Raw genomic sequence first — 23,925 nt, forward strand, 5'->3', positions numbered from 1 at the left:
TATTGTTAAGGAACCAATAACAATAAAGAGGAGATGTTTATTGTGAAAAAATACGAAAAAGTATCTATAACTAAAACCGTTTTAATACCAATAATTATCATGCTTATTTTAAGTGCAATCTTATTCATTCCTGCTGGATCTTTAAAGTTTTTTGAAGCATGGATTTGGCTTGGTGAATTCTTTTTAATGATGGTATACACCAGTATTTATTTATTCAAAAAAAATCCTGAACTACTGAAGAAAAGAATGGAGTTTAAAGAAAAAGAAAAAATGTCAAAAATTCAATCTCTACTAAATTTATATATAATAGGTTTCTCTGTACCTGGTATTGATTACCGTAATCATTGGTCTAATGTACCTACATCGTTAGTTATAATATCTAACATTATTGTGTGTATAGGTTTAATAATAATAATTTTGGTTTTCAAAGAGAATAGTTATGCTTCAACTACGATAAAAATTGAAAATGGGCAATACGTTATTAGTACTGGAATATACTCAATAGTACGTCATCCAATGTATTTGGGAATGCTACTAATTACTCTATTTTCACCGCTTGCACTTGGTTCATTTTGGGCATTGATTCCTTTTGTATTTTCAGTTCCAGCTACAATACTAAGAATACAAAATGAAGAAAAATTGTTATTTAAAGAATTACTTGGGTATAGAGAGTATTGTTTAAAGGTTAAATACCGTGTACTTCCATTTATTTGGTAGGTATGTAAATATGTTTATTAAAAAATTTGGGTATGTTTTAATACAGTGTTGAAATGTCTAAAAATTAATAGTTTAATGATATTATATTCCTAAACAATAAAATTTAATTGTTAACCAGATTAGGGGGTGCATTATGCCAAAAAATGATAATATGCTAGCAATTTTATGGATGCTGAATTCAGGTACAAAAATAACTGCAAAGCAAATATCCGAAAGGTTAGAAATAAACATACGATCAGTTTATCGTTATATGGATGCACTGTGTGTTAGTGGAGTGCCAATAATATCGGAGCCTGGTCATAACGGCGGATATAGTTTGCTTAACAATTTTATCCGAGCACCCCTGTTTTTTGATCTTGAAGAGAAGAAATCACTTTTGCATGCTGCTGTTTTTGCAATGGAATCAGGATATCCTTTTATGGAATCACTAAACAGTGCAACATCAAAGTTAAAGATGTTTTCGAATCAAGAACAAGAAAAAGTTCTCAATCGTCATTTAGTTGGATTTGAAGTAGTGAGCCGTATTTGTGATCCAGCTGTCAAACCTATATTAATGGAACTCGAGCAAGCTGTTGCAAATGAATGCTCTATGGAAATTAAATACTGTACAGGTTATGAAGGTCATCCCAAGCATAGGGTTGTTGATCCCTATGGGATGCTTTACTGGAACGATAAATGGTATGCTATTGCATTTTGCCATCTTAGGAATGAAATTCGTAGTTTTAGGATAGATAGAATAGTAAATATTATAAGCACTAAAAATACGTTTAAGCGTCCTGAAGCTTTTTCGGCACGTGAATTTTTTACAAAAAACTTATTATCGAATGTGGAAAGCAACGTAGGACTTTGCACTTTAGTAATTGAGGGCAAATCAGAAGCGTTGAATGACCTTTGTTCACATTGGTTTTTAGGATATCATCTGATAGAACGAACTGAATGCAGAGCTAATTTTTTAATGGATGAAAACTCAATCAATACCTATGTTCCTCATATTTTACTTCAATATGGTAAATCAATAAATGTGCTTGAACCAAATAGTTTTAAAGATGCTATGGCAGCAATTCTTAGAGATTTGATGGACCATTATCTTCACTGACTGAATTTGTCAGTGAAGATAATATATAATAGATCGAGATAGAGTTTGAGACCATCCTGTAACAAATAGCAACAATAAAATGAATGTGGAGGAATAGAAAATGAAGAATACAGTATATCTTTATGTATTTGATACAATGGCAGACTGGGAAATAGGCTATTTAAGCACTGAAATCAATTCGGGAAGGTACTACAAAAAGGGATTAATGCCGCTAAAAGTAGTAACTGTAGGAATTACCAAGACTCCTATTACTACAATGGGGGGACTGAAAATATTGCCAGAAATTGAACTTAAGGAGTGTAGTGTTAAAGATACTGCTGCTTTAATTCTACCTGGTGGGAATACATGGACAGAAGCAATTCATGCTCCCATTATAAGAATGGCTGAAAAATATTTAGAGAAAGGTATTGTTGTAGGGGCAATTTGTGGTGCTACAATAGGACTTGCTATGGGTGGAGTATTGAATAAGCGAGCCCATACAAGCAATGACTTGGGGTATATTAAAATGGTCTGCCCTAGTTATGATGGAGAGAAGTATTATAAGCAGGAATGTGTAGTAACTGATGGAAGTTTAATTACTGCTTCTGGAATAGCTCCTCTTGAATTTACTTTGCATATATTGAAAATTCTAGAGTTATTCTTGCCTCAAACATTAGATTCCTGGTACAATCTTTATAAAACTCAAGATGCAAAATATTTCTTTGAGTTGATGAGCTCGATTCAATAGTAGAAAATTGAGTATATCAAAGTTATTTATACAAATATAAGTCATGGAGTTTATTTATTGGAAGAAGTTAATACTACTCTGAAAGCTTATGAACCAAATATATCTATGCTTCTTCAAAGGCTAAAAGAACGCTATAAGGGTACAGCCAACATTTCTCTTATTCACACCAACAGGAACAAAAAACTACTATAAATCAAGTAATATCAAGAAAATTTCTAGATTTCTAAATCATTAGAGTATAATTTCCTCGTTTTGATGCCTGCTCCCCACATATCAAAAAATTTAAATTTACTATTGACTTAAAGTGCACTTTAAGTGATATTCTTTAGTTGTCGACAGGAAAATAAGGTAATAAGAGGTGGATATTCCATGGAATTTGAGATTAGTGAAGTTGCAAATATAACTAAATTAAAAGCGCATACGCTAAGATATTATGAAAGCATTGGATTAATTAAAGATATAAAAAGAGATTCTTCAGGAAAAAGAATTTACAGTGAACAAGATTTGAAATGGCTTGAGGTAATCAACAGACTTAGAGCAACCGGGATGAATATCAATAAAATGAAAAAATATGCAAGTTTAAGGCATATGGGTGATGAGACTGTTACTGAGAGAAAAAACATTATGAAGGAGCACTTGACTTCAATTGAAAGAAAAATTGAAGAATTGCAGGAGGCTAGAGAATATGTTGCAAAGAAGATTGAAATTTATACTAAAATGGAGGAAAAATTAAATGAAAACAGAAAATAGGTTAGAAAGAGGATATAAGAAATTACAGGAAATCGATGGCAGTGCTGGTGAAGAGGTTAAAAACGGTTTAAGTGATATTTCACCAGATCTTGTCAAATACATGATTGAATATTCCTTTGGAGATATTTATTCAAGGGATGGACTAGACTTAAAGTCAAAGGAAATAGCTGTTGTTGCTGCATTAACTGCACTTGGAAATGCAGAGCCGCAGTTAAAGGTTCATATTAATGGAGCATTAAATGTAGGCTGTACAATCAATGATATTAAAGAAATAATAATTCAAATGTCTGGATACTCAGGATTTCCAACAACTATTAATGCAATGAATGCACTAAAGGAAGTTCTGAAGAATCGTGAAGCAGATGGAATCAAAGATTTAATAGGAGAAGAAGTAACAAATGAAATAGCGCCTGAAGATAGATATAAAGTTGGTGAAAATGAACTTTCAGAATTAGACAGCAATCAAGTAGAAATTCTCAAAAATGCATATGATGAATTTTCACCAGATCTTGTCAAATTAATAGTTCACAGTTATGCTGATGTTATTGGAAGAAATAATTTAAATAAGAGATATAGACAAATAGCTACAATCGCTGCATTAACGGTTTTAGGTAATGCTAAACCTCAATTGAAGTTTCACATAAATGCAGGACTTAATGTTGGATTAACTACTGATGAGGTTAAAGAAATCATGATTCTAATGACTGTATATGCTGGTTTTCCACCTGCTATAAATGGAACTAATATTTTAAAAGAAGTTGTGAAAGAAAGATAAAGTAAAGATTTTGGTGTAACGGAAGATTCCAAATTAAATTTTGATTTATCAACTCCTGGTAAGTATTTTAGTGAACCTAACCCAACAGAACCAAGTTTTGCAGGAACAAGAAGGTAAATTTTTTATTAAGATTATCATAAGTCGTTGTAGTGATTTTATTACTGCAACTGGCTTATTTTTTATGTTAGTTAAAGGATTTTTAATAAATATGAAGAATATTAATAAGATTGTACTACATATACAGTTAATAAATTACCTGTAGCTAGAGAATAGGGGGAGTTTTTATATGCTTAATCCAATCGTTATTACTGCATAGCAAGGGCTATGTCAGCAAAGATTATAGTCTTTGCTATTCCTAATCAAAAAAATTTTTAGGAGTGGGAAATGAGCTATAGAACGGCAGTTAAAATATTACCAAATAACTTATTAAAGCAAATTCAAGAATATGTAGATGGAGAGTGTATTTATATTCCAATAAAGTCAGAAAATAAAAAAGAATGGGGTACTAAAACTACAACTCGTCTTGAACTTGATAATAGAAATAAAGAAATTTATGAAGCTTATTTAAAAGGAATTAGTGCAAGGTGTTTAGGAGAAAAATATTTTCTTTCTGTAAAAAGTATACAGAGAATAATTAGAGAAGAAAAGAGTACAAGTGAGCCATGAGAGTGGCTCATTTTCTTTTAGTAAATGTGTTTAAGGTTTAAGTTTACTGTGGACAGATGTTATTATAAAGCTGACGAATCGTGAAAGATTGGAGGCGAAGTTATGAAAAGAGTGTGTGATAATCCACCTGTTATCCTTCCTATTAAATTTTAATAGGAAGGAGTAAATTTCATGAAAAAGGTAACATGGGATGTACAGTATACATCTGTGCCACCTGTAATTAAATATTGTAAAAAATGCTCCAAAAAGATGGAGTTTGTATGCTCAAATAAGTTTAGAGTTAATGCAGAACGTAAATATTTAGATATATGGCTAATATACAAATGCTCTGAGTGCAATACTACTTGGAACATGACTATATATTCTAGAATAAATCCTTCTAGCATCTCAAAAGCGATGTTAGAAGGATTTCACAGTAATAGTAAAGAACTTGCAGAAAAATATGCTAGGAATATAGATGTAATAGGCAAAAATGGAGTAGAAGTTGGCATTCCTGACTACAAAATCGTGGGACAAAACATTGATTTTAAAGAGAAAGTAGAGCTTCATATAAATACAATTTGTGCAAGCAAGATTAAAATAGGTACAATAATACGGCAAAAATTAGAAATTTCTCAAAGTGTTTTTGAAAAGCTGATATCTAATGGGAGTATTAAAGGTCTAAGAGAAGAAGATTTAAAAAAGAGTAAGCTTGAAAAAGAAAATATATTAATAATTGACATTTGCTTATAAATAATTTAATATAGTTCATATAAAAACTGTTCATATATGAACTATATTTTAAGGAGATGTTTTTAATGGATTACAGCGACTTTAAGGTAAAACAAGCGGGGGACATAGTTCAATCTTTTATGGATATTAGTAAAGTTTTAACAAAATTAACCTCCCAAAATGCTGAGAGCCTAGGGCTTACTTTACTACAGATGGGAATTTTAAATTTAATCAGTGCTAGCCCTGAAATAACGCTTAAAGAGATAACAGACAAGTTAAATATTTCTAAAAGTACGGTTAGTGTTAATGTGGATAATCTAGTTAACCTAGAGCTTATTGACAGAAAAGTTATAGAAGAAGACAGAAGAGAGATTCATTTAACTTCAACTCCAAAAGGTAAAGCTTTATCAAAAAAATCCTCTGAAAATGCGTTATCATATAGAGCTATGATTTTCGCATTAGATAAAATACCCAAGGAAGATATTGATGTTTTAATGCGAATACACAAAGAACTGTTAAATCAGTTTCAATCATATTTATTAAATTATGTAATAGGTGAGAATATATGAAAAAAAGCATTATACCAATTCTAAGTATTATATTTATAGTTTTAGATTTTATTATTTCATATCTTTGGATATTTAACTGGGCTGTTTTAGCCACTTTTATTGGATATACAGTTTGGTTAATAGATACAATTTTTTCAATACTCATACTTAAATCATTAAAAAAATATAATAGACTTTTATTCATATTACTTGTAATTACAACTACTTTAATAATATGTCTTTTTATAGGAGCAATAGTTATAAAAATAGGAGTTAACTCTATGACTTAATTGCTTAAAACCGTGAACGTTCTGAAATATTTTTCAGGAGTGAACATAAAAAACATATACAAATAAATGTAAATATACAGAAAATAATAATTACTGGTGTATTATTAGAAAAGGTCTTTTTCATTGTAACAAACATTAAACATATAATATTTATATTAGTTAATATAGCAAAAACCATCATCATCGGTGCAATAAGATAACCTAAAGATTTCTTTTTAATCAGCATAACAGAAGAAATAAACATCAATGGTAAGTAAAAAGAAAAGTCTAAAGCTTGAACTGGGTTTGTAAGTAAATTATCCTTTATTATGTTCTCTGGTACTGCATTAGTTAAGACTGAAGGAAGGGAATCAAAAAGCCACAAAGCAGTAAACATGGAAGCTATTGTAAATAAAAAGAATCCAAATGTTTTAGTTGGTACTTTTTGTGTAAACCAATTTTTGAAGTCTTCATTAATATATTTAGTAAAAAAAATAATTCCAGAAAAAATTGACAGTCCTAATATGGAGCAATAAATGTGAAATAAAAAATTAAAATGAACGGCAAAACAATAGATAATGTAAGAATAAATATTAGTAATTATGGTGCCAATCCAAATAATTTTTGCAATTTTATTTCCTTTTGAGGAATAAAAAGCGGAAGCTAAAAGAATAGGTGAAACAAAAAACAGATTTGAAATATCTTGTCCAATACATTGTGACAACCAATCCACAGTCTCCTTAAAATATAATTGTTCATGCCAAATTCCTATACTGCTACATGTTGCAATGAGTATAACTATTGGAATTGTTAAATATAGTAGAGTTTTATCGTCTTTGGCTTTAACACTAGCGTTATCCATATTATTTATCTCCTTTATCCATCTCATTAATATTTAACATCATTTTCTGAATTACTCTTCGTGCAATTGCTAATTCATCTTTATCTATATGTTTAAACAATGTTTCAGTAAAAACAGCACCTTCCTCTTTAATCATTTTCCAAAAGTCATAACTATCTTCTGTCAATTTAAGTCTAGTTGTCCGAGCATCTTTTTTATCTTTTTCCAAAATCAATAATCCTTTTTGTTCTAACTTTGAAGCAACCATTTTCACATTCTGATGGGAACTGCCCATTTCTTTTGCAGCTTCTTTAATTGTAGGTGGATTATCAAACAAATTGTCTATAACAACTGATAAAAACCACTGTTTTGTTGTAATATCAAATTGATTAAATTCTCTTTGGAGCAGTGTGTCCATCCTGTTAGAGATTATAAAAATCGATCCAAATAAAAACTTCCTATCGCTCATGCTTTCAAGTTTGCTCATAAGTACCTCCTATACAATACAAATAGGTAACACATTACCTATTTGTATTGTATAGGACCTTTTTCTATTTGTCAATGTATTCTATTTAGTTGACTTAAATCTTTTTGATTGGATAGCTACTCTGAAAAGTAGTAATAATATTTGTAGGGGAAAAAAGATTTATGGAGAAAAAAGCACTACAAATATAATTGGAATATGTTGAAACAAATGATAAAATTAACATAGTTATCCATATGAAATGGATGAAGCTATTTTACATAAAACAGGAGGTGTAATATTGTGGAATTAATAGCGATAATATTAATATATCTCCTAATGATGCTATAATTTCAAATTATCAGCTTAATACTTTAAAAGCATTACAAGCAAAAGGACATATTGAGTTTACTGATTCTGTTTGGGATACGAGTAATATAAGCATAAAAGGAAAATCATCCGTTATAGTTTTAAGATTCATAGACAAAAATAAATACCCATTGTACAAAGATAAAAAAAATCAAGTTAACATAAAAACTGATTTGTTAAAAGATAACTCAATTATTTTGAGCGATAATGTAGCAACTAGAATAAATGCAGAAAAATGGGATAAAATAGATATCTTTAGTAAAATTACTGGTAATGATGAAAGTTACATTATATCAAAAATAGTGAAAGCTGATGGTGAAACTGGACAAGATATGAATGTATTTGGTTACGCACTCTTAAATAATTCAAAATGAAAAACAGTCAACTACCATTCTATTTGATGGGTTTAAGCGATCGTTTTCATCATAATTGTCAACCAATTTAATAACATCGGTTGACAATTATGATGAAGTGACTTACTATTAGAATGTTTAGATAAATTTGTAAGAGGAGGATGGTTTGTGACAAATACAAGAAATTTAATTTTAGTGGCATTATTTGCAGCACTAACTGCACTAGGAGCATTTATAAGGGTGCCTATTCCATATGTACCTTTCACACTTCAATATTTATTTTGTGCGTTAGCTGGAATGATTTTAGGTTCAAGGTTAGGGGCATTATCTCAATTAGTTTATGTGAGCATTGGTCTTATGGGAGTACCTGTTTTTACTGAAGGAGGTGGAATTTACTATATATTTAAGCCTACTTTTGGTTATCTTATAGGCTTTATTGTAGCAGCTTATGTCATAGGAAAAATAAGAGAAAATATTAAGGAATTGAACTTATTTAAATCTATACTAACATTACTTTCAGGTTTGTTTTTCATATATTTATTTGGGGTTATATATTTATATTTTTGCAGCAATTTGTTTCTAGGACAAAAAATCTCTTTGTATTTTGCATTTTTTTACGGGTTTTTAGTTTGTATTAGTGGAGATATACTTATAACAATTTTTACTGCATATATTTCAGTAAAAATATTACCAATATTAAAAAAAAGTGGATATATTTAATAATATGAAATGTTTAAACTAATTATATATAGTTTAAACAAAATCAATCTGTGTACAAGTTAGTACACTAACTTATATGTATTGGAGGATAAGAGATGATAAAATTTATAAAAAGTTTAGAAAAAAAAGTTTTAGAGGGACAAAAAATAAATTTTGAGCATGCTATAAAATTGACTTTGGTAAAAGAAAAGAAAGATTTAGAGCAGCTTTGTAATAGTGCAAAGAACATACAAAATGTTCTTTGTGGCAAGGAAGTGGATCTTTGTACAATTATGAATGCAAAGTCAGGAAGTTGCCCTGAGGACTGTAAGTTTTGTGCTCAATCAAGTCATTATAAAACGGGAACGGAAGTATATGATTTAGTTTCAAAGGAGGAAGCTTTAAAATTAGCTAAGGAAAATCAAGATGAAGGGGTAAATAGATTTTCTCTAGTGACCAGTGGTAAAGGTATTATAGGTAAGGATTTTGAAAAAGTTTTAGACATATATAAAGAGCTAAGTAAAGAAATAAAAATTGATTTATGTGCATCACTAGGTATATTAGACTATAGGCAGTTGATTAGACTTAGAGAAACGGGAGTAACAATGTATCACCACAACTTAGAAACTAGTAAGGAGTACTATAATAAAATATGTACAACCCATAGCTATGAGGAAAGAATAGATACAATAAATGCAGCTAAGAAGGCTGGCATGGATGTTTGTTCAGGTGGCATCATAGGAATGGGAGAGACATTAGAGGATAGAGTTAAGCTTGCCTTTAAATTAAATGAGCTAGGGGTTAGGTCTATTCCTATAAATGTACTGAATCCAATTAAAGGAACACCGCTAGAAAATTCAAAAAGTTTAAGTCAGAATGAAATAATGAAAACTATTGCAATTTTTAGATTTGTAAATCCTGAAACTTTTATACGGCTTGCTGGAGGACGAAATAAAATTGATGAATTTGGTAAATACTGTTTTAATGCTGGAGCAAATGCTACGATAACAGGAAATTACCTAACAACATCTGGAAATAGTACAATTAACGATAAAAAAATGATAAGTAGTCTAAAGCTAGAGGTGAGAAAAAATGACTAAAGGCATATTTATTGTGGGTACAGACACTGATGTAGGTAAGACTGTTGTAACCGCAGCGCTTATGCATGTTCTAAGAAGTAATGGCTATAATGCTACTTACTTTAAAGCTGCATTAAGTGGTGCTTTAGAAGTTGGAAAAAATCTTATTCCAGGAGACACTAAACTTGTTAGTGAAGTAAGCAATTTAAAAGAAGCTTATGAGAATATTACACCATATATTTATAAGACTGCTGTTTCACCTCATCTTGCAGGAATGATTCATAATAATCCTATAAATCTAGATGTAGTAGAAGCGAAGTATAGCTACTTAAAAAAGAAATATGATTATATAATTGCTGAAGGAAGTGGTGGTATAGTGTGTCCTTTAATATATAGTGGAGATGAAGTATATTTACTTGAAAACCTCATTAAAGATTTAGGAATGCCGGTAATCATTGTAGCAAGAGCAGGGCTCGCAACTATAAATCATACAATATTAACAGTAAAATATATAGAGGCTTTAGGCATAAAAATTAAGGGCATTATAGTAAACAACTATGAGAAAGGTTTATTATGTGAAGATAATATTAAAATGATAAAAAAGCTAACTAAAGTACCTATTATAGGTAAACTTGAACATATGGAAACTTTAGAAGGATCCATGAATGAAATTATAAGAAAAAATGCAGATAAGTCTTTCAATGCTAATGAAATAATAGACTATATGGATGTTATATAAAGAATACAAATAGGAGGATAATTTATGGATAATTATGTAGAAAGTGATTTAAAATACATATGGCATCCTTGTTCACAAATGAAAGACTATGAGGATCTAAAGCCAATAGTTATAGAAAAAGGTAAAGGTGTTTGGCTTTATGATATTAATGGAAATAAATATTTAGATTGTATATCATCTTGGTGGACAAATACTTTAGGGCATAGTAATAAAAGAATCAATGAAGCAATAAAAAAGCAGATAGATAATATTGAGCATGTTATATTTGCAAATTTTTCAAATAAACCTGCTATAGAATTGGCAGAAAAGCTAGTAGAAATAACCCCAGATGGATTGAATAAAGTATTTTTTTCTGATAATGGTTCTTCAGCGGTGGAGATAGCACTAAAAATGAGTTTTCACTATAATATGCAAAGAGGTAAGATAAAAAAGAAAAGATTCTTAGCATTAAGCGATGCCTATCATGGGGAAACTTTAGGCGCATTGTCTGTTTGTGATATAGATGAATTTAATAGAGTGTACAAGCCTCTGCTATTAGATACTATAAGGGTAGAGGGGCCAGATTGTTATAGATGTAAATATGGCTATGAAAGATGTAGTTGCAACGCAGAGTGCTTTATTAACATGGAAAAGTGTATCGAAAAAATGTGTGAAGAGATTAGTGCAATAATAGTTGAACCTATGGTTCAAGGTGCTGCGGGTATGAAGATCTACTCACCAATTTACTTAAAAAAGCTTCGTAACATTTGTAAAAAATATGATATACATTTAATTGCAGATGAAATAGCTATGGGTTTTGGCAGAACTGGAAAGATGTTTGCTTGCAATCATGCAGAAATAAATCCTGATTTTATGTGCTTATCAAAGGGCATAACCGCCGGATATATGCCGATGTCAGTAGTGATGACTACAGATGAAGTTTATGATTGCTTTTATGGGGACTATAACGAAAGAAAGGCTTTTGTACATAGCCATACTTATTCAGGTAATGCCATGGCATGTGCCGTAGCATTAGAGAGCCTAAAAATTTTTAAAGATAATAACATAATTGATAACAACAGAGAAAAGGGTAAACTTATAAGAAAACTTACGTTACAAAGGGCTAAAACTTTAAAATATGTAGGAGAAGTGAGAAGTATAGGTATGATAACAGCTATTGAGATAGTAAAAGATAGGGAAACAAAGGAGAGCTATCCTTTGGATATAAGAATAGGATATGGAATTTATAAAATAGCACTTAAAAAAGGATTGTTGTTAAGATCTATAGGAAATGTGCTATACTTTATTCCACCATATATTATTTCTAAACAAGAAATTGAATTCATGGTAAATACTTGTTTTGATAGTATTGAAGAATATTTCTATTATAATGTGAACCTTATGTAGTCCATAAAATATGAGGAACCCAACCTATATCTGAAAAAATGTTATAATTTATTTATAGTTATATATTAAAAATCACGTTGCATAATCATGTAACGTGATTTTTGCTGTTGACTTATTATCTAAATATATAGACAATTAAATAAAGGATTTTACATTTAAAAAGGAGCTAATTTATATATGAATTTTTATTTTGCACCTATGGAAGGAGTGACTGGGTATATTTATAGAAATGCTCATAACACTTTTTTCAATAATATAGATAAATACTTTTCACCTTTTATTGTTGCAAATCAAGGTGAAAATTTTAAAACTAAGACATTAAATGATATTTTGCCTGAAAACAACAAGGGAATTATTTTGATTCCACAGTTATTAACTAATAACGCAAAGGACTTTATCCATACTTCAAAGGAAATAAAAAAGCTTGGCTATAATGAGATTAATTTAAATTTGGGATGTCCTTCTGGAACTGTAGTTTCGAAAAATAAGGGAGCTGGTTTTCTTTCAAAAAGAGAAGAGCTTGATTTATTTTTAGAAGAAATTTTTACCGAGTCCATAACAAAAATCTCCATAAAGACTAGAATAGGAAAAGATTACCCTAATGAATTTTATGAGTTAATTAAAATATTTAACAAGTACCCTATAGAAGAACTTATCATTCACCCTAGGATACAGAAAGACTTCTATAAAAACAAGCCTAATTTGGATATTTTCAGGGAAGCTTTGACTTTAAGTAAAAACAAAGTTATTTATAATGGTGACATTTTTACAGTTAAGGATTATGAGAACTTTTCTGGATCTTTTTTAGGTGTAAGGGATTTTATGCTTGGAAGGGGATTAATAGCTAATCCAGCTTTAAGTGACAATATTAAAAATGGTACCAAATTAGATAAAAATGTGCTAAGAAACTTTCATGATAAAATTTATGAAGATTATAAAAGAATACTTTTTGGACAAAAAAACGCATTATTTAAAATGAAGGAATTATGGTTTTATATGATTCAATCTTTCTCTAATAATGCAAAATATGCAAAGGGAATTAAGAAAGCGCAAACACTACGTGATTATGATGAAGTTGTTTCAAATCTATTTAGGGAACAAGATATTTTATAAAAAACAAAATAAAATTTTCAAAAGTGGGAGGAATAGAAATAATGAGAATTTTACATACATCTGATTGGCACCTAGGCAAAAACTTGGAAGGCTATAGCAGAATTAATGAGCAGCAGGCTTTTCTTAATGATTTCATAAAAATAGTTGAAGATAATAACATTGATTTAATAATTATAGCTGGTGATATTTATGACAGTGCAAATCCACCAGCTGCAGCTGAAAGAATGTTTTATAATACATTAAAAAGGTTATCTGCCAGTGGCGAGAGAATAACTCTAGTAATAGCTGGTAATCATGATAACCCAGATAGATTGGTGGCTGCTGGGCCATTAGCTAGAGATCATGGAATTATTATGGTTGGAACACCAAAGTCAGTTGTTCCTATTGGAGAATACGGGCAAAATAGAATTCTTAATTCAGGAGAAGGATTTATTGAAGTCGAAATAAATGGTGAAAAGGCCGTGATTCTTACAGTTCCATATCCAAGTGAAAAAAGATTAAATGAAGTTTTATATAGTGATATGGATGAAGAAGAAGATAGAGCAAAATCTTATAGCGATAGAATAAAAAAATTATTTGAAAATTTAAGTAAGAATTACAGAGAGGACACCATAAATATTGCAGTATCACATTTATTTGCTATGGGAAGTGAAGAAGGAGGATCTGAAAGAAGTATTCAATTAGGTGGAAGTTTTATTGTAGATGGAAGCTGTTTTCCTAAAGATGCTCAATATATTGCTTTAGGTCATGTTCATAAGCCACAAATAGTACCAGGTACAAATAAGAGGGCAAGATATGCTGGATCACCAATTCACTATAATAAAAAAGAAATTAATTTTAAGAAAAAGTGCTTTATTATAGACGTAAAAGCAAGTGAACAGTGTAAAATTGAAGAAGTTGAATTTAAAGTGTATAAGCCTATAGAAGTATGGAAGTGTAAGAGTATAGAAGAGGCTATTGATAAATGCAAAGCAAATAGCGAAAAAAACTGCTGGGTTTATCTGGAAATAGAAACAGATAGATACATAAGAGAAGATGAAATAAAACTAATGAAGAGTTCAAAAAAAGATATTTTAGAAATAATGCCTAAAATAATAGGTGAAGATAATGTAGAAATAGAAATAAACAGTTTTTCCGAAAAATCTTTTGAAGATATTTTTAAAGAATTTTATTTGAAGGAGAGAAAGGTTGAAGCTACTTCAGAGATTGTTGATTTGCTATTATCTATAGTAAAGGAGGGCGAAGAAGATGAAGCCAATTAAACTTAAAATTAAAGGATTAAATAGTTTTATTGAAAGTCAAGAAATAAACTTTGAAAAACTAACGGACAAAGGCTTATTTGGCATATTCGGGCCTACAGGTAGTGGTAAATCTACAATATTAGATGGAATTACATTAGCAATGTATGGAGAAGTATCTAGAAAAAGTACAAACTTCATGAATACAAATTGTGATAGCTTAAATGTAAGTTTTGAATTTCAAATATCATCAAAAGAGATAAAAAGATATAGAGTTGAAAGAGAATTTAAGAGAGATAATAGAACGGAAAGTATAAAAAGTAAAGCTGCTAAGATAATTGATATAACAAATGGAACTGAAATAATTTTAGAGGAAGGTGCAAAACTTGTAACTAAAAAATGTGAAGAAATACTAGGGTTAAAATTAGAGGACTTCACGAGAACAGTAGTTTTGCCTCAAGGAAAGTTTAGTGAATTCTTAAAATTAGAGGGAAAAGAAAGAAGAAATATGTTAGAGAGGTTATTTAATCTTCAAAAGTATGGTGACAATCTTTCTATTAAATTAAACAGTAAAATTAAAATAGAGAAAGAACAATCTAATGTATTAGACGGAGAACTAAAGGGCTACCAAGATATTAGTGATGAAATTTTAAGTGAAAAAAATAATGATTTGTTACATAAAAAAGAGGAATGTACCAAAGGTGAAACGGAATTAAAGTATATAGAGGAACAGTTTAACAAGGGAAAAGAACTATGGGATCTTCAAAATGAATTAATTTCTCAATTACAAAGAGAAAATGAACTTAAAGAAAAATCAGGAGAAATAACTGAGAGTGTTAAAAAAGTTAATTTAGGAGAAAGTGCTTTAAAAGTAAAACCATATATTGATAATTATGAAAGCACTATACGTGAAATTAATTCTGTAAATGAAAAGCTTCAATATTTAAAAAGTAACGTGGAAAGCATTAAAGAAAAAAAGAATATGGCTGAAATAGCATTAACACACGCTAAAGAAAGAAAAGATAAGGAACTTCCACAATTACAGATAAGTCAGCAGAAAGTTATTGAAGCTATAGAAGAGAAATCAATATTAAATTCATTAGTAGTGGATAAAAACAACTTAGAAAACAGCATTAGTAAAACTCAGGAAGATTTTAAAACTGTAAGTATAAAAATAGAGAAAAGTGAGGACGGTATCAAACAAATCACTAGTAATATAAACATAAAGGATGAAAAAATTGAAGTTTTAAAAATTTCTGAGGAATATAAACAAAAGGTAACTGAAGGTAAATTAGCTTTAATTAATTACAATAATTTTGCAAGACAAAAAGAACAACTAACTTTAAATAATAAAAACATATTAACTATTATTGAAGCAGTAGAGGTAAACAGTAAGGATTTACTGAAGAAATTAACTGAAAAAGAAAAGTTATTGTCAGCCTTTACTGAAGCACTTACTAAATCAGAGGATAACTGCCCAGGAGATCAAAACACACTGCTAGATTTGCAAGACAAGTTATTAATTGCAAGAAATAAGTGGAGCAAGCATAAAGAATACACTGATAATCTAGATAAGAGTATAGCAACTGTAGAAGTAACAAAAAATGAACTCCAAAATGATTATAAAGAAAAAACTTCACTAGATTTTGAAATTAAGAAGATAAAAGAGAGTATTCAAAAAATCGAAATTGAAAGCTTAGCTTCTACTTTAAGAAATGGATTGTTGGAAGGTGAAGCCTGCCCAGTTTGTGGATCAACAAATCATCATTTAGGAGAAGTTATTGTTCATGATTCTGGAAGTTTAGAAAAGTTAAAAATAGATTTAAAAGATTTGGAACAAAAATATAGTTTGTTATGTGAAAAAATAATAAAAGCTGAAGCTGCTTTAAATAATGAAGAAAAAAATATTGAAGAAAAAGAGCTGAAAATTAATGCTTTAGGGGAGGATTTTAAAGCTACAACAGCTACGGCACTCGAAAATAAATTTGAAAATTTAAAGAAGAAAATAAGTGAATTCAATACGAAAAAAGCGGATTTAGAAAAGAACCTTAAAGCTTTAAATGAAGAAAAAAACAAATTAAATCTAGAATATAATAAAGAAAATACTAAATTAATTGAAAACAAAAGACAGTTAGTAGAACAACAAAAGAGCCTTAAGAACATAGAAGAGGAATTACAAAAAATAAATAAAAAATTAATAGCAATAAAAACTGAATTAGGAATTGAGGATATTAATTTAAAAATCCAAGAGATTGCAAAAAAAGAAAGAGAAAAATCAATACTTGAAAAGGAAATTAAAGCATTAAGAGATAATTTAAAAATTGAGCAACAACAAAGAGATGATTTGAACAAAATACAGAGTAATCTAAAGGAAATTTTAACAGAAAATAAAACTAAACTTAATGAAAAAATAACGTATATAAAGGAAAAAGAAATATCCATCAAAAACAAGGTGGGAGATGTAGAGGACTTAGATAAACTTAAAAACGAAATAGCTGAAAAAATAATTAGAATAAATAAAGTGTATGAGCAATCAGAAAAAAATAAAAATGAAACAGAAAAACAGTATACCGAATGCAATAATGAAATAATTACAACTCATGGTAAGCTATCAGACTTGAAGGAAAGAAGTATTAGTGACAGAGAAAAGCTTAAAAGTTCCTTACTTGAGGAGAATATTAAAAGTTTAGAAGAAGTAAAAAATCACTTTATGCCTAAAGAAGAAATTGAAAAATTAAAACATGAAATAGAAGAGTACAACAAAGCTCTTAATAAATTATCAGGTACTATAGAAAGCTTAAAGATGAAAATTGGCAGTAGAAACCTTACAGAAGAACAATGGAATGAAGTTCAAAATCAAAAAGATATTCAAACTAAGGCATTAAAGGCTTTACAGGAGAAAAAAATCAAATTAGAAACAGAAGTTAAAACTATATGTAAAAAACTTTTAGAAAAAAACAAACTCCTAAAGGACAAGGAAAAGTTAGATTATAAATTGGGTCTCTTAGATGATTTAGAAAAATTGTTTAAAGGTAAAAAATTTGTTGAATTTGTTGCAGCAAATCAATTAAAATACATATCAATTGAAGCATGTAAATGGCTAAAAGAAATTACTTGTGGAAATTATGGATTAGAAGTTGATGAAAATGGTAAATTTTTAATAAGAGATTACAAAAATGGTGGTGCTAAAAGAGATGCTTCTACTTTATCTGGCGGAGAAACTTTCGTAGCATCTTTAGCATTAGCATTGGCATTATCAGCTCAAATACAATTAAAAGGAACAGCGCCCTTAGAACTGTTTTTCTTAGATGAAGGTTTTGGAACCTTAGATGATAACTTATTAGAGGTTGTTATGGATTCACTAGAAAAAATTCATAATGACAAATTATCAATAGGTATAATAAGCCATGTTGAAGCAATAAAAAATAGAGTTCCAATAAAACTTATAGTAACTGCTGCTGAGGCTGGACTTGGAGGCAGTAAAGTTAAGCTAGAGAGAAGTTAATCACAAAATATAAAACTTTGCATATTGTATAAAAAATTTGTTGAATATTATCGATTCTAGTGTACAATAAATATTATAAGTGAGGTATTAATAGTGTTGAATTACAATTTTAGTAAGACACATTTACGATGGTAGGAGGTGAAAAATGTTACGCTTTATTAAAAGAAAATTTCATTTAGCCTTAAACATTAATAAATATAAATATGAAAGTATTAAAATATTTCTAATATATTTAGCTATAGGGTCATTTTGGATTTATTTTTCTGACAAATTGGCTTATAAGCTTGCCGCAAATGACCAGATGCTAGTTACAATTAATATTTATAAAGGATGGGTGTTCGTACTTATAACAGCAACTATTCTATACGTATTAGTAAGAAATATTTTAAAAAAATTTGAGTATATGGACTACAAGCTTAACGAAAGTTATGAGGAATTAACTGCATCAAATGAAGAACTTCAGGCATATGTAGAGCAGTTGACTGCATCAGAGGAAGAGTTAAGAATTCAATACGACCAAATTACAATAAGTGAAGAAAAATTAAGGAAAAGTGAACAAAAAAACATTGCAATTATTAAAGCAATTCCAGATTTATTATTTGTTATTGATAAGAATGGTAAATTTATTGATTCTATGACAAACGATGAAAGTCGATTATATGTCCCTAAGGAGCAATTTATTGGAAAAACAATTAGTGAGGTTATGCCAAAGAACATTGTAGAAACAGCTTATGAAAAAATACAATTGGTTCTTAAGCAGGGGACATTAGAAAACTTTGAGTATATGTTAGAAGGACAATATTTTGAACTCAGAATGGTTAAGAACAACGACAATGAAGTCTTAGCAATATCAAGAAATATTACAGTGGAAAGAATAAATGAATTAGATTTAAAAATAAGTGAAAATAGATATAAAACTCTTGTAGATGAAATGCTTCAGGGAGTAGCACTTTATGAAGGAAGTTCTGAAGATGAGGAAGTTACAAATTATAAACTTGTGAGTGCAAATAAAAGTCATGAAAAATTAACTGGAATAAATACGAAAGAATCTATTGGAAAGACTATATCCGAATTAATTCCTAAACTTGGCAATGAATATTATGAGCAATTAAGGTATGTTGTTAAAAACGGTAAATCTGTTTATTATGAGAATTATTATTTAACTACTGGTTTGTTTCATGGAGTAACAGCATATCAACCCAAAAAACTGCAGCTTGCAGTAATTGTTAATAACATTACTGCAAGAAAACAACTTCAGGAAAAATTGGAATATCTAAGCTATAATGACCAATTAACAGGCTTATATAATAGAAGATTTTTTGAGGAAGAATTAATAAGAATAGATAATGAAAGAAATCTGCCGTTAACTGTTATTATGGCAGACGTTAATGGTTTAAAACTTGTGAATGATTCTTTTGGGCATGCAATTGGTGATGAGCTAATTAAAAGGGCGGCCAAAGTAATAAAAGATGGCTGCAGAGAAGATGATATTGTTGCAAGACTTGCAGGTGATGAATTTGTTGTTTTTTTGAAAAGAACAAACACTGTTGAAGCTGGACAAATAGTAGATCATATCAAAGAATTGACTTTCAAGGAAAAAGTAGGGTCTATTGATGTATCCATTTCCTTTGGACATGAAACTAAGACGAAAAAAGATGAAAGTCTTGATGAAGTATTAAAAAAAGCAGAGAATTATATGTACAAGAAAAAATTGTTTGAAAGTCCAGGTATAAGAGGAAAAACTATAAGTACAATAATCTCCACACTCAACGAAAAAAATAAAAGAGAAGAAGAACATTCCCTTAGAGTTTCAAAATTATGTGAAGATATGGGTTATGCTTTAAATTTATCAAAAGATGATATAAATGAATTAAAAACTGTTGGCTTATTACATGATATAGGAAAGATAGCTATTGAAGACAACATATTAAATAAAACTGGAAAACTCACACCTGAGGAATACGAAGAAATCAAAAGGCATCCAGAAATAGGCTATAGAATTCTTAGCACTGTAAATGAAATGTCAGAAATGGCAGAATATGTGCTTGCTCATCATGAAAGATTTGATGGCATGGGATATCCAAAAAAATTAAAAGCTGAACAAATACCACTTCAATCAAGAATAATTACCATAGCAGATAGCTATGATGCTATGGTTAGTGAAAGAAGTTATCATTGTGCTTTGTCACAAGAAACTGCAATTCACGAGTTAGAAGTAAATGCAGGTACACAATTTGATGCAAAACTAGTAAAAGTATTTATTGAAAAAGTATTAAAGAGCAAATAGGTAGTCCATCATCTAAGTCTGTCTATTTGCTCTTTAATTAAAAATTATATGAATTGTTAATAATATATAACTAATTCTTTACAAGAAATACTTAAAATAGACATATGGTTGTCATAAATAAGACCGATAATATAAACATAAAGATTACCCCTTTTAAATATATTTTGAGCATTTGGTTAACTCCAAATGCTATTTTTTTATTCATGAAAAAAGTTAATGAATAATAATATTGTCTTAATTTATATGTGATATAATATTAATGAAATTTATGAAAATTGTTATTTGTATAATAAATAATAAGATTTATTATACAAATCATAAAACTATCGGAGGACATAGATGAAAAATTTCATTAAATTTGCGAATGGACTAATAATATTGTCATTTTGTATAATAATATTTTCAATTATTGCAGGGTTGAATAAAAATAATGATGTGATTAAAAATGGAGTTTTAGATGCAAGCAATATTAGTAGTAAAGGATCAGCTATTGACCTTAATGGTGAATGGGAATTTTACTTGGGACAATTGGTTTCATCTGACGGGAAAATTCAGAATACAAAAAACAAGCAACTTGTTAAAGTACCTTCTAGTTGGACTAAATACAAAGGTAAGGATAATAAAAATTTACCAGTTGATGGCTATGGAGTTTATAGAATAGTTATTAAAGCTTCAAAAGGAGATAATCTGGCATTAAAAATCCCTCAAATAGGATCTTCATATAATTTATGGCTTAATGGAAAAATTCGATACTCAAGTGGACAAGTAGGTAAAGATGCTAGTGAATCAAAGCCTAAATGGACAACTAAAGTAGTAAATTTTACTGTAAAAAAAGAATACACGGAAATTATGTTTGAGGTTTCTAATTTTCATTATTTTCGAGCAGGAATAACAACACCAATAATTATAGGTACAGAGAATCAGATACAAAAATTAAAATATGATGGACTTTTTTTAGATTCTTCTATCTTTGCAGCCTTATCTGTTATGGCTATATTCTTTTTTCTATTGTACATTCTACATACTCATAACAAATCCTACTTTTATTTAGCATTGTTTTCAATTGCTATAGCTATAAGACCATTACTTTATGGAGAATGTTATTTTAACAATCTGTTTCCAAATATAAACTTTGAAATTGATTCTAAAATTTATCTTGTAAGTTTTATAGCAATACAGTTATTCTTTCTTTATTGTTATTATCAATATCAAAATCTATTAAGTAAAAAATTTTTACATATTATTGGGTGGCCATTAATATTAATTATTATTGTTGGAGTTATACTTCCAGCAAAAGATATGATGTATACTGTAATTTTATTAGAAATGATGATACCAATAGTAGTTTTAATTTGCATATATTTGTTTTATATTGCTTATCGCAATAAGTGTGAGGAAGTTGGAATAAATATTTTAAGCGTATTACTGTTATGCTTTTTAGCAATCGTTGATGTTTTAAATAATAGTGAAATAATAAAATCGAACATTTATTACACCCCTATTGCCATGCTTATAATAACCTTTATACAGACCTTTCTGCAAGTTTGCAAATTTAGAGAAAGTGGATTGTTAAATGAAAGATTGGCTTATGAAATTGAAATTAAAAATTTAAAACTTAAATATGAAATAGGACAGAGAGCCCTAACGGAAAAACTCAATAATGGCTTAAAAGCTATGGTTTCTACATTGGATATTCAAGAATTGCTTGTTGGTATGGCTGATAACTTGTCACGAATTATTGAATTTGATAATATTGTAATAACTTTGAATGTAGATGAAAATGTTAATATTATAGCAAATAAAGTGGGGAATAACAGTATAAAATGTGTTGAATATAAAGGCAAAATAAACTTTAGCAATGATAATTTAATTTATGAGGAAACGAAATTTGAACAAGTTCAAATAATAAAACTTCATACTTTAAATGGTAATGAAAAGAATTTAATTGTTAAACCTCTTTATAATAAAGGAGGACTGCTTTGTGTAATTAAACTTGTACTAAGTTGCAGTAAAGAAATCATAAATAATGATATTATGCAATTAATAAATATATATAGTGAGCAATCTAGCCTTGCTTTGCAGAATGCAAAATCTTATAAAAAAATAAAAGAACTTGCTATGTATGATGAACTTACTAAAATATATAACAGAAGGTATCTAATGAAACTAGGTACGAAAGAATTTAATCTAGCTAGTAATTTTAGTGCAGCAATGCTGGACATAGATTATTTTAAGAGAGTTAATGATACATATGGCCATTTGTTTGGAGATGTAATAATAAAGACAATTGCTAACATATGCAAGAAATGTATGCCTAAAAATTCAATTATTGGTCGTTATGGAGGAGAAGAATTTATAATATTTTTTAAGGATATAGAATTTGACGTTGTTTGGCAGTTACTTGAAGAATTAAGGAGAGAAATTGAAAACAACAGTTATTCTTATAACAATAATGAAAGAATTAAAGTTACTGTCAGTATAGGCGTTGCAGTGCAACAGAAACAGAATGAAAATTTACATAATCTAATAAATAATGCAGACAAGGCGTTATATGAGGCTAAAAATTCAGGGAGAAATTGTATAATGACATTAAATGAACAAAGAACTACTGTTACTCATAAAATTGAGAAAGCGTGTTATAATGAAGATTGATAGATTACTAGGAATTTTAAATGTGCTTGCTAATACAGATAGGACGACAATACCAAAACTAGCAGAAAGGTTTGAAGTTTCTAAACGCACAATTTTTCGAGATCTTGATACTTTAAACCAATCTGGAGTTCCAATTGTTACATATTCAGGTATTGGTGGCGGTGTAGCAATCATTGATGGATATAAACTCAATAGCAATATTCTTTCTAAGAAGGATATAAAAAATATTTTTATTGCACTTAATGGACTCATAAGTATTGATGAAAGAACCGATTTAACAAATCTAATAGCGAAACTAATTCCAGAAGAAACAAGTACGGTATTTTCAAAAAGTGATTATGTAATTGATTTGTCCTCTTGGTTTCAAGACAGCATTACACAAGAAAAGATAGCTGTTTTGCATAAGGCAATTAAAAATCGAAATTGTGTTTATATAGAATATATTTCAAAGAGGTCACGTTCAGCAAAAATTATTCACCCAAATAAACTAGTTTTTAAGCAATCATACTGGTATTTATACGCTTTTTGCGAGGATAATCAGGAGTTCCGTATGTTTAAAGTCAATAGAATTGTTAGTTATAAAATTATGGGTGAAAATTTCAATTGTAAGTCAGTTGAAAAGATAGATTTTAGAAAAGACTTTGGCACTGGTTTGTTTTCTTCACAAGATCCAACAGTATTGTTTGAAGTTATACTAGAATATGAGGTTACTAATGAATTCTTTTTAACAGATAAGATAGATGCTAAATTTTTTCATAGGATCATCGATGTAGAAGAAAATGGACAGATTATATTTTCTGTTTCTGACTTAGAGTGGGCTGCTAATTTAGTTTTCAGTCTGCAAGACAAAGTTAAAGTTATAGCACCCCTTGAACTAAAAGAAGCAATAAAAACCAGAATAAAAAGAATAAATGAACTCTATAAAGATGACATATAGGTGTC

At 29.1% G+C, this 23,925-nt stretch carries 22 protein-coding genes and 1 pseudogene; 21 read left to right on the top strand and 2 right to left on the bottom strand.

Annotated features, from left to right (window positions below):
* Nucleotides 1-33 precede the first annotated feature (33 nt).
* From B8978_RS00635 to B8978_RS00675, 10 genes and pseudogenes are all read left to right on the top strand, one after another.
* Nucleotides 34-717, top strand: coding sequence for a methyltransferase family protein (locus tag B8978_RS00635; RefSeq protein WP_341435423.1), 684 nt, complete (start codon nucleotides 34-36; stop codon nucleotides 715-717).
* Nucleotides 718-850: 133 nt separating this feature from the next.
* The gene (locus B8978_RS00640) at nucleotides 851-1,813 is read left to right on the top strand and encodes a helix-turn-helix transcriptional regulator (protein ID WP_084113351.1); all 963 of its coding nucleotides are present in this window, start codon (nucleotides 851-853) and stop codon (nucleotides 1,811-1,813) included.
* Nucleotides 1,814-1,913: 100 nt separating this feature from the next.
* Nucleotides 1,914-2,540, top strand: coding sequence for a type 1 glutamine amidotransferase family protein (locus B8978_RS00645; protein WP_084113352.1), 627 nt, complete (start codon nucleotides 1,914-1,916; stop codon nucleotides 2,538-2,540).
* Between the two features lie 369 nt (nucleotides 2,541-2,909).
* On the top strand, nucleotides 2,910-3,290 hold the full coding sequence (locus B8978_RS00650; RefSeq protein WP_084113353.1) for a MerR family transcriptional regulator: 381 nt from the start codon (nucleotides 2,910-2,912) through the stop codon (nucleotides 3,288-3,290).
* Nucleotides 3,274-4,065 carry a carboxymuconolactone decarboxylase family protein gene (locus tag B8978_RS00655; protein WP_084113354.1) on the top strand — a complete coding sequence of 264 codons (792 nt, stop codon included), beginning with the start codon at nucleotides 3,274-3,276 and terminating at the stop codon, nucleotides 4,063-4,065. Before B8978_RS00650 ends, B8978_RS00655 begins: the two co-directional genes overlap by 17 nt.
* Nucleotides 4,066-4,182 (top strand): annotated as a pseudogene (locus B8978_RS19365) (manganese catalase family protein); the annotation flags it as partial.
* A 267-nt stretch (nucleotides 4,183-4,449) separates the two neighbouring features.
* On the top strand, nucleotides 4,450-4,731 hold the full coding sequence (locus B8978_RS00660; protein WP_084113355.1) for a CD3324 family protein: 282 nt from the start codon (nucleotides 4,450-4,452) through the stop codon (nucleotides 4,729-4,731).
* Nucleotides 4,732-4,902: 171 nt separating this feature from the next.
* Nucleotides 4,903-5,463 (top strand): DUF1062 domain-containing protein, encoded by a 561-nt coding sequence (locus B8978_RS00665; RefSeq protein ID WP_084113356.1) that lies wholly within the window; start codon nucleotides 4,903-4,905, stop codon nucleotides 5,461-5,463.
* A 65-nt stretch (nucleotides 5,464-5,528) separates the two neighbouring features.
* Nucleotides 5,529-6,011: a MarR family winged helix-turn-helix transcriptional regulator gene (locus tag B8978_RS00670; RefSeq protein WP_084113357.1), complete on the top strand. Its 483-nt coding sequence runs from the start codon at nucleotides 5,529-5,531 to the stop codon at nucleotides 6,009-6,011.
* Nucleotides 6,008-6,280, top strand: coding sequence for a hypothetical protein (locus B8978_RS00675; protein WP_084113358.1), 273 nt, complete (start codon nucleotides 6,008-6,010; stop codon nucleotides 6,278-6,280). The genes B8978_RS00670 and B8978_RS00675 overlap by 4 nt, the downstream gene beginning before the upstream one ends.
* Nucleotides 6,281-6,284: 4 nt before the next feature.
* Here B8978_RS00675 and B8978_RS00680 read toward each other — a convergent pair whose 3' ends face one another.
* Complete coding sequence (locus B8978_RS00680) at nucleotides 6,285-7,121, bottom strand: hypothetical protein (protein ID WP_084113359.1); 837 nt, start codon at nucleotides 7,119-7,121, stop codon at nucleotides 6,285-6,287.
* Between the two features lies 1 nt (nucleotide 7,122).
* Nucleotides 7,123-7,587, bottom strand: coding sequence for a MarR family winged helix-turn-helix transcriptional regulator (locus tag B8978_RS00685; RefSeq protein WP_084113360.1), 465 nt, complete (start codon nucleotides 7,585-7,587; stop codon nucleotides 7,123-7,125).
* Nucleotides 7,588-8,063: 476 nt separating this feature from the next.
* On the opposite strand from B8978_RS00685, the gene B8978_RS00690 reads away from it, so the two are divergent.
* The 11 genes from B8978_RS00690 (at nucleotide 8,064) to B8978_RS00740 (ending at nucleotide 23,920) form a co-directional block, all read left to right on the top strand.
* Nucleotides 8,064-8,306 carry a hypothetical protein gene (locus B8978_RS00690; RefSeq protein WP_084113361.1) on the top strand — a complete coding sequence of 81 codons (243 nt, stop codon included), beginning with the start codon at nucleotides 8,064-8,066 and terminating at the stop codon, nucleotides 8,304-8,306.
* 147 nt (nucleotides 8,307-8,453) lie between these two features.
* Nucleotides 8,454-9,005 (top strand): biotin transporter BioY, encoded by a 552-nt coding sequence (locus tag B8978_RS00695; RefSeq protein WP_084113362.1) that lies wholly within the window; start codon nucleotides 8,454-8,456, stop codon nucleotides 9,003-9,005.
* A 95-nt stretch (nucleotides 9,006-9,100) separates the two neighbouring features.
* Nucleotides 9,101-10,084: a biotin synthase BioB gene (gene bioB / locus B8978_RS00700; RefSeq protein ID WP_084113363.1), complete on the top strand. Its 984-nt coding sequence runs from the start codon at nucleotides 9,101-9,103 to the stop codon at nucleotides 10,082-10,084.
* Complete coding sequence (gene bioD, locus B8978_RS00705; RefSeq protein ID WP_084113364.1) at nucleotides 10,077-10,802, top strand: dethiobiotin synthase; 726 nt, start codon at nucleotides 10,077-10,079, stop codon at nucleotides 10,800-10,802. The genes bioB and bioD overlap by 8 nt, the downstream gene beginning before the upstream one ends.
* A 24-nt stretch (nucleotides 10,803-10,826) precedes the next feature.
* Nucleotides 10,827-12,188 carry an adenosylmethionine--8-amino-7-oxononanoate transaminase gene (gene bioA / locus B8978_RS00710; protein WP_084113365.1) on the top strand — a complete coding sequence of 454 codons (1,362 nt, stop codon included), beginning with the start codon at nucleotides 10,827-10,829 and terminating at the stop codon, nucleotides 12,186-12,188.
* Nucleotides 12,189-12,365: 177 nt separating this feature from the next.
* Nucleotides 12,366-13,301, top strand: a complete 936-nt coding sequence (locus tag B8978_RS00715; protein ID WP_084113366.1) for a tRNA dihydrouridine synthase — start codon at nucleotides 12,366-12,368, stop codon at nucleotides 13,299-13,301.
* A 41-nt stretch (nucleotides 13,302-13,342) separates the two neighbouring features.
* A complete protein-coding gene (locus tag B8978_RS00720) occupies nucleotides 13,343-14,563 on the top strand; it encodes an exonuclease SbcCD subunit D (protein WP_084113367.1) in 1,221 nt (406 codons plus the stop codon).
* The gene (locus tag B8978_RS00725; protein ID WP_084113368.1) at nucleotides 14,550-18,044 is read left to right on the top strand and encodes an AAA family ATPase; all 3,495 of its coding nucleotides are present in this window, start codon (nucleotides 14,550-14,552) and stop codon (nucleotides 18,042-18,044) included. The genes B8978_RS00720 and B8978_RS00725 overlap by 14 nt, the downstream gene beginning before the upstream one ends.
* Before the next feature lie 145 nt (nucleotides 18,045-18,189).
* Entirely contained in the window at nucleotides 18,190-20,331 is a 2,142-nt protein-coding gene (locus B8978_RS00730) for an HD domain-containing phosphohydrolase (protein WP_084113369.1), read from the top strand.
* A 339-nt stretch (nucleotides 20,332-20,670) separates the two neighbouring features.
* Complete coding sequence (locus B8978_RS00735) at nucleotides 20,671-22,983, top strand: diguanylate cyclase (protein ID WP_084113370.1); 2,313 nt, start codon at nucleotides 20,671-20,673, stop codon at nucleotides 22,981-22,983.
* Nucleotides 22,973-23,920, top strand: a complete 948-nt coding sequence (locus B8978_RS00740) for a helix-turn-helix transcriptional regulator (RefSeq protein WP_084113371.1) — start codon at nucleotides 22,973-22,975, stop codon at nucleotides 23,918-23,920. The genes B8978_RS00735 and B8978_RS00740 overlap by 11 nt, the downstream gene beginning before the upstream one ends.
* The last annotated feature ends 5 nt before the right edge of the window (nucleotides 23,921-23,925 follow it).

It is taken from the genome of Clostridium acidisoli DSM 12555 (assembly GCF_900176305.1).
Classification (GTDB): Bacteria; Bacillota; Clostridia; order Clostridiales; family Clostridiaceae; genus Clostridium_I; species Clostridium_I acidisoli.

What these genes read in the sequence shown, in the direction of transcription:
- B8978_RS00655 (WP_084113354.1), top strand. Translation starts at nt 3,274, where the DNA reads ATGAAAACAGAAAATAGGTTAGAAAGAGGATATAAGAAATTACAGGAA.
- B8978_RS00715 (WP_084113366.1), top strand. Translation starts at nt 12,366, where the DNA reads ATGAATTTTTATTTTGCACCTATGGAAGGAGTGACTGGGTATATTTAT.
- B8978_RS00675 (WP_084113358.1), top strand. Translation starts at nt 6,008, where the DNA reads ATGAAAAAAAGCATTATACCAATTCTAAGTATTATATTTATAGTTTTA.
- B8978_RS00720 (WP_084113367.1), top strand. Translation starts at nt 13,343, where the DNA reads ATGAGAATTTTACATACATCTGATTGGCACCTAGGCAAAAACTTGGAA.
- bioA (WP_084113365.1), top strand. Translation starts at nt 10,827, where the DNA reads ATGGATAATTATGTAGAAAGTGATTTAAAATACATATGGCATCCTTGT.
- B8978_RS00725 (WP_084113368.1), top strand. Translation starts at nt 14,550, where the DNA reads ATGAAGCCAATTAAACTTAAAATTAAAGGATTAAATAGTTTTATTGAA.
- B8978_RS00645 (WP_084113352.1), top strand. Translation starts at nt 1,914, where the DNA reads ATGAAGAATACAGTATATCTTTATGTATTTGATACAATGGCAGACTGG.
- B8978_RS00660 (WP_084113355.1), top strand. Translation starts at nt 4,450, where the DNA reads ATGAGCTATAGAACGGCAGTTAAAATATTACCAAATAACTTATTAAAG.
- B8978_RS00680 (WP_084113359.1), bottom strand. Translation starts at nt 7,121, where the DNA reads ATGGATAACGCTAGTGTTAAAGCCAAAGACGATAAAACTCTACTATAT.
- B8978_RS00740 (WP_084113371.1), top strand. Translation starts at nt 22,973, where the DNA reads ATGAAGATTGATAGATTACTAGGAATTTTAAATGTGCTTGCTAATACA.
- B8978_RS00640 (WP_084113351.1), top strand. Translation starts at nt 851, where the DNA reads ATGCCAAAAAATGATAATATGCTAGCAATTTTATGGATGCTGAATTCA.
- B8978_RS00735 (WP_084113370.1), top strand. Translation starts at nt 20,671, where the DNA reads ATGAAAAATTTCATTAAATTTGCGAATGGACTAATAATATTGTCATTT.
- bioB (WP_084113363.1), top strand. Translation starts at nt 9,101, where the DNA reads ATGATAAAATTTATAAAAAGTTTAGAAAAAAAAGTTTTAGAGGGACAA.
- B8978_RS00665 (WP_084113356.1), top strand. Translation starts at nt 4,903, where the DNA reads ATGAAAAAGGTAACATGGGATGTACAGTATACATCTGTGCCACCTGTA.
- bioD (WP_084113364.1), top strand. Translation starts at nt 10,077, where the DNA reads ATGACTAAAGGCATATTTATTGTGGGTACAGACACTGATGTAGGTAAG.
- B8978_RS00635 (WP_341435423.1), top strand. Translation starts at nt 34, where the DNA reads ATGTTTATTGTGAAAAAATACGAAAAAGTATCTATAACTAAAACCGTT.
- B8978_RS00650 (WP_084113353.1), top strand. Translation starts at nt 2,910, where the DNA reads ATGGAATTTGAGATTAGTGAAGTTGCAAATATAACTAAATTAAAAGCG.
- B8978_RS00730 (WP_084113369.1), top strand. Translation starts at nt 18,190, where the DNA reads ATGTTACGCTTTATTAAAAGAAAATTTCATTTAGCCTTAAACATTAAT.
- B8978_RS00670 (WP_084113357.1), top strand. Translation starts at nt 5,529, where the DNA reads ATGGATTACAGCGACTTTAAGGTAAAACAAGCGGGGGACATAGTTCAA.
- B8978_RS00685 (WP_084113360.1), bottom strand. Translation starts at nt 7,587, where the DNA reads ATGAGCAAACTTGAAAGCATGAGCGATAGGAAGTTTTTATTTGGATCG.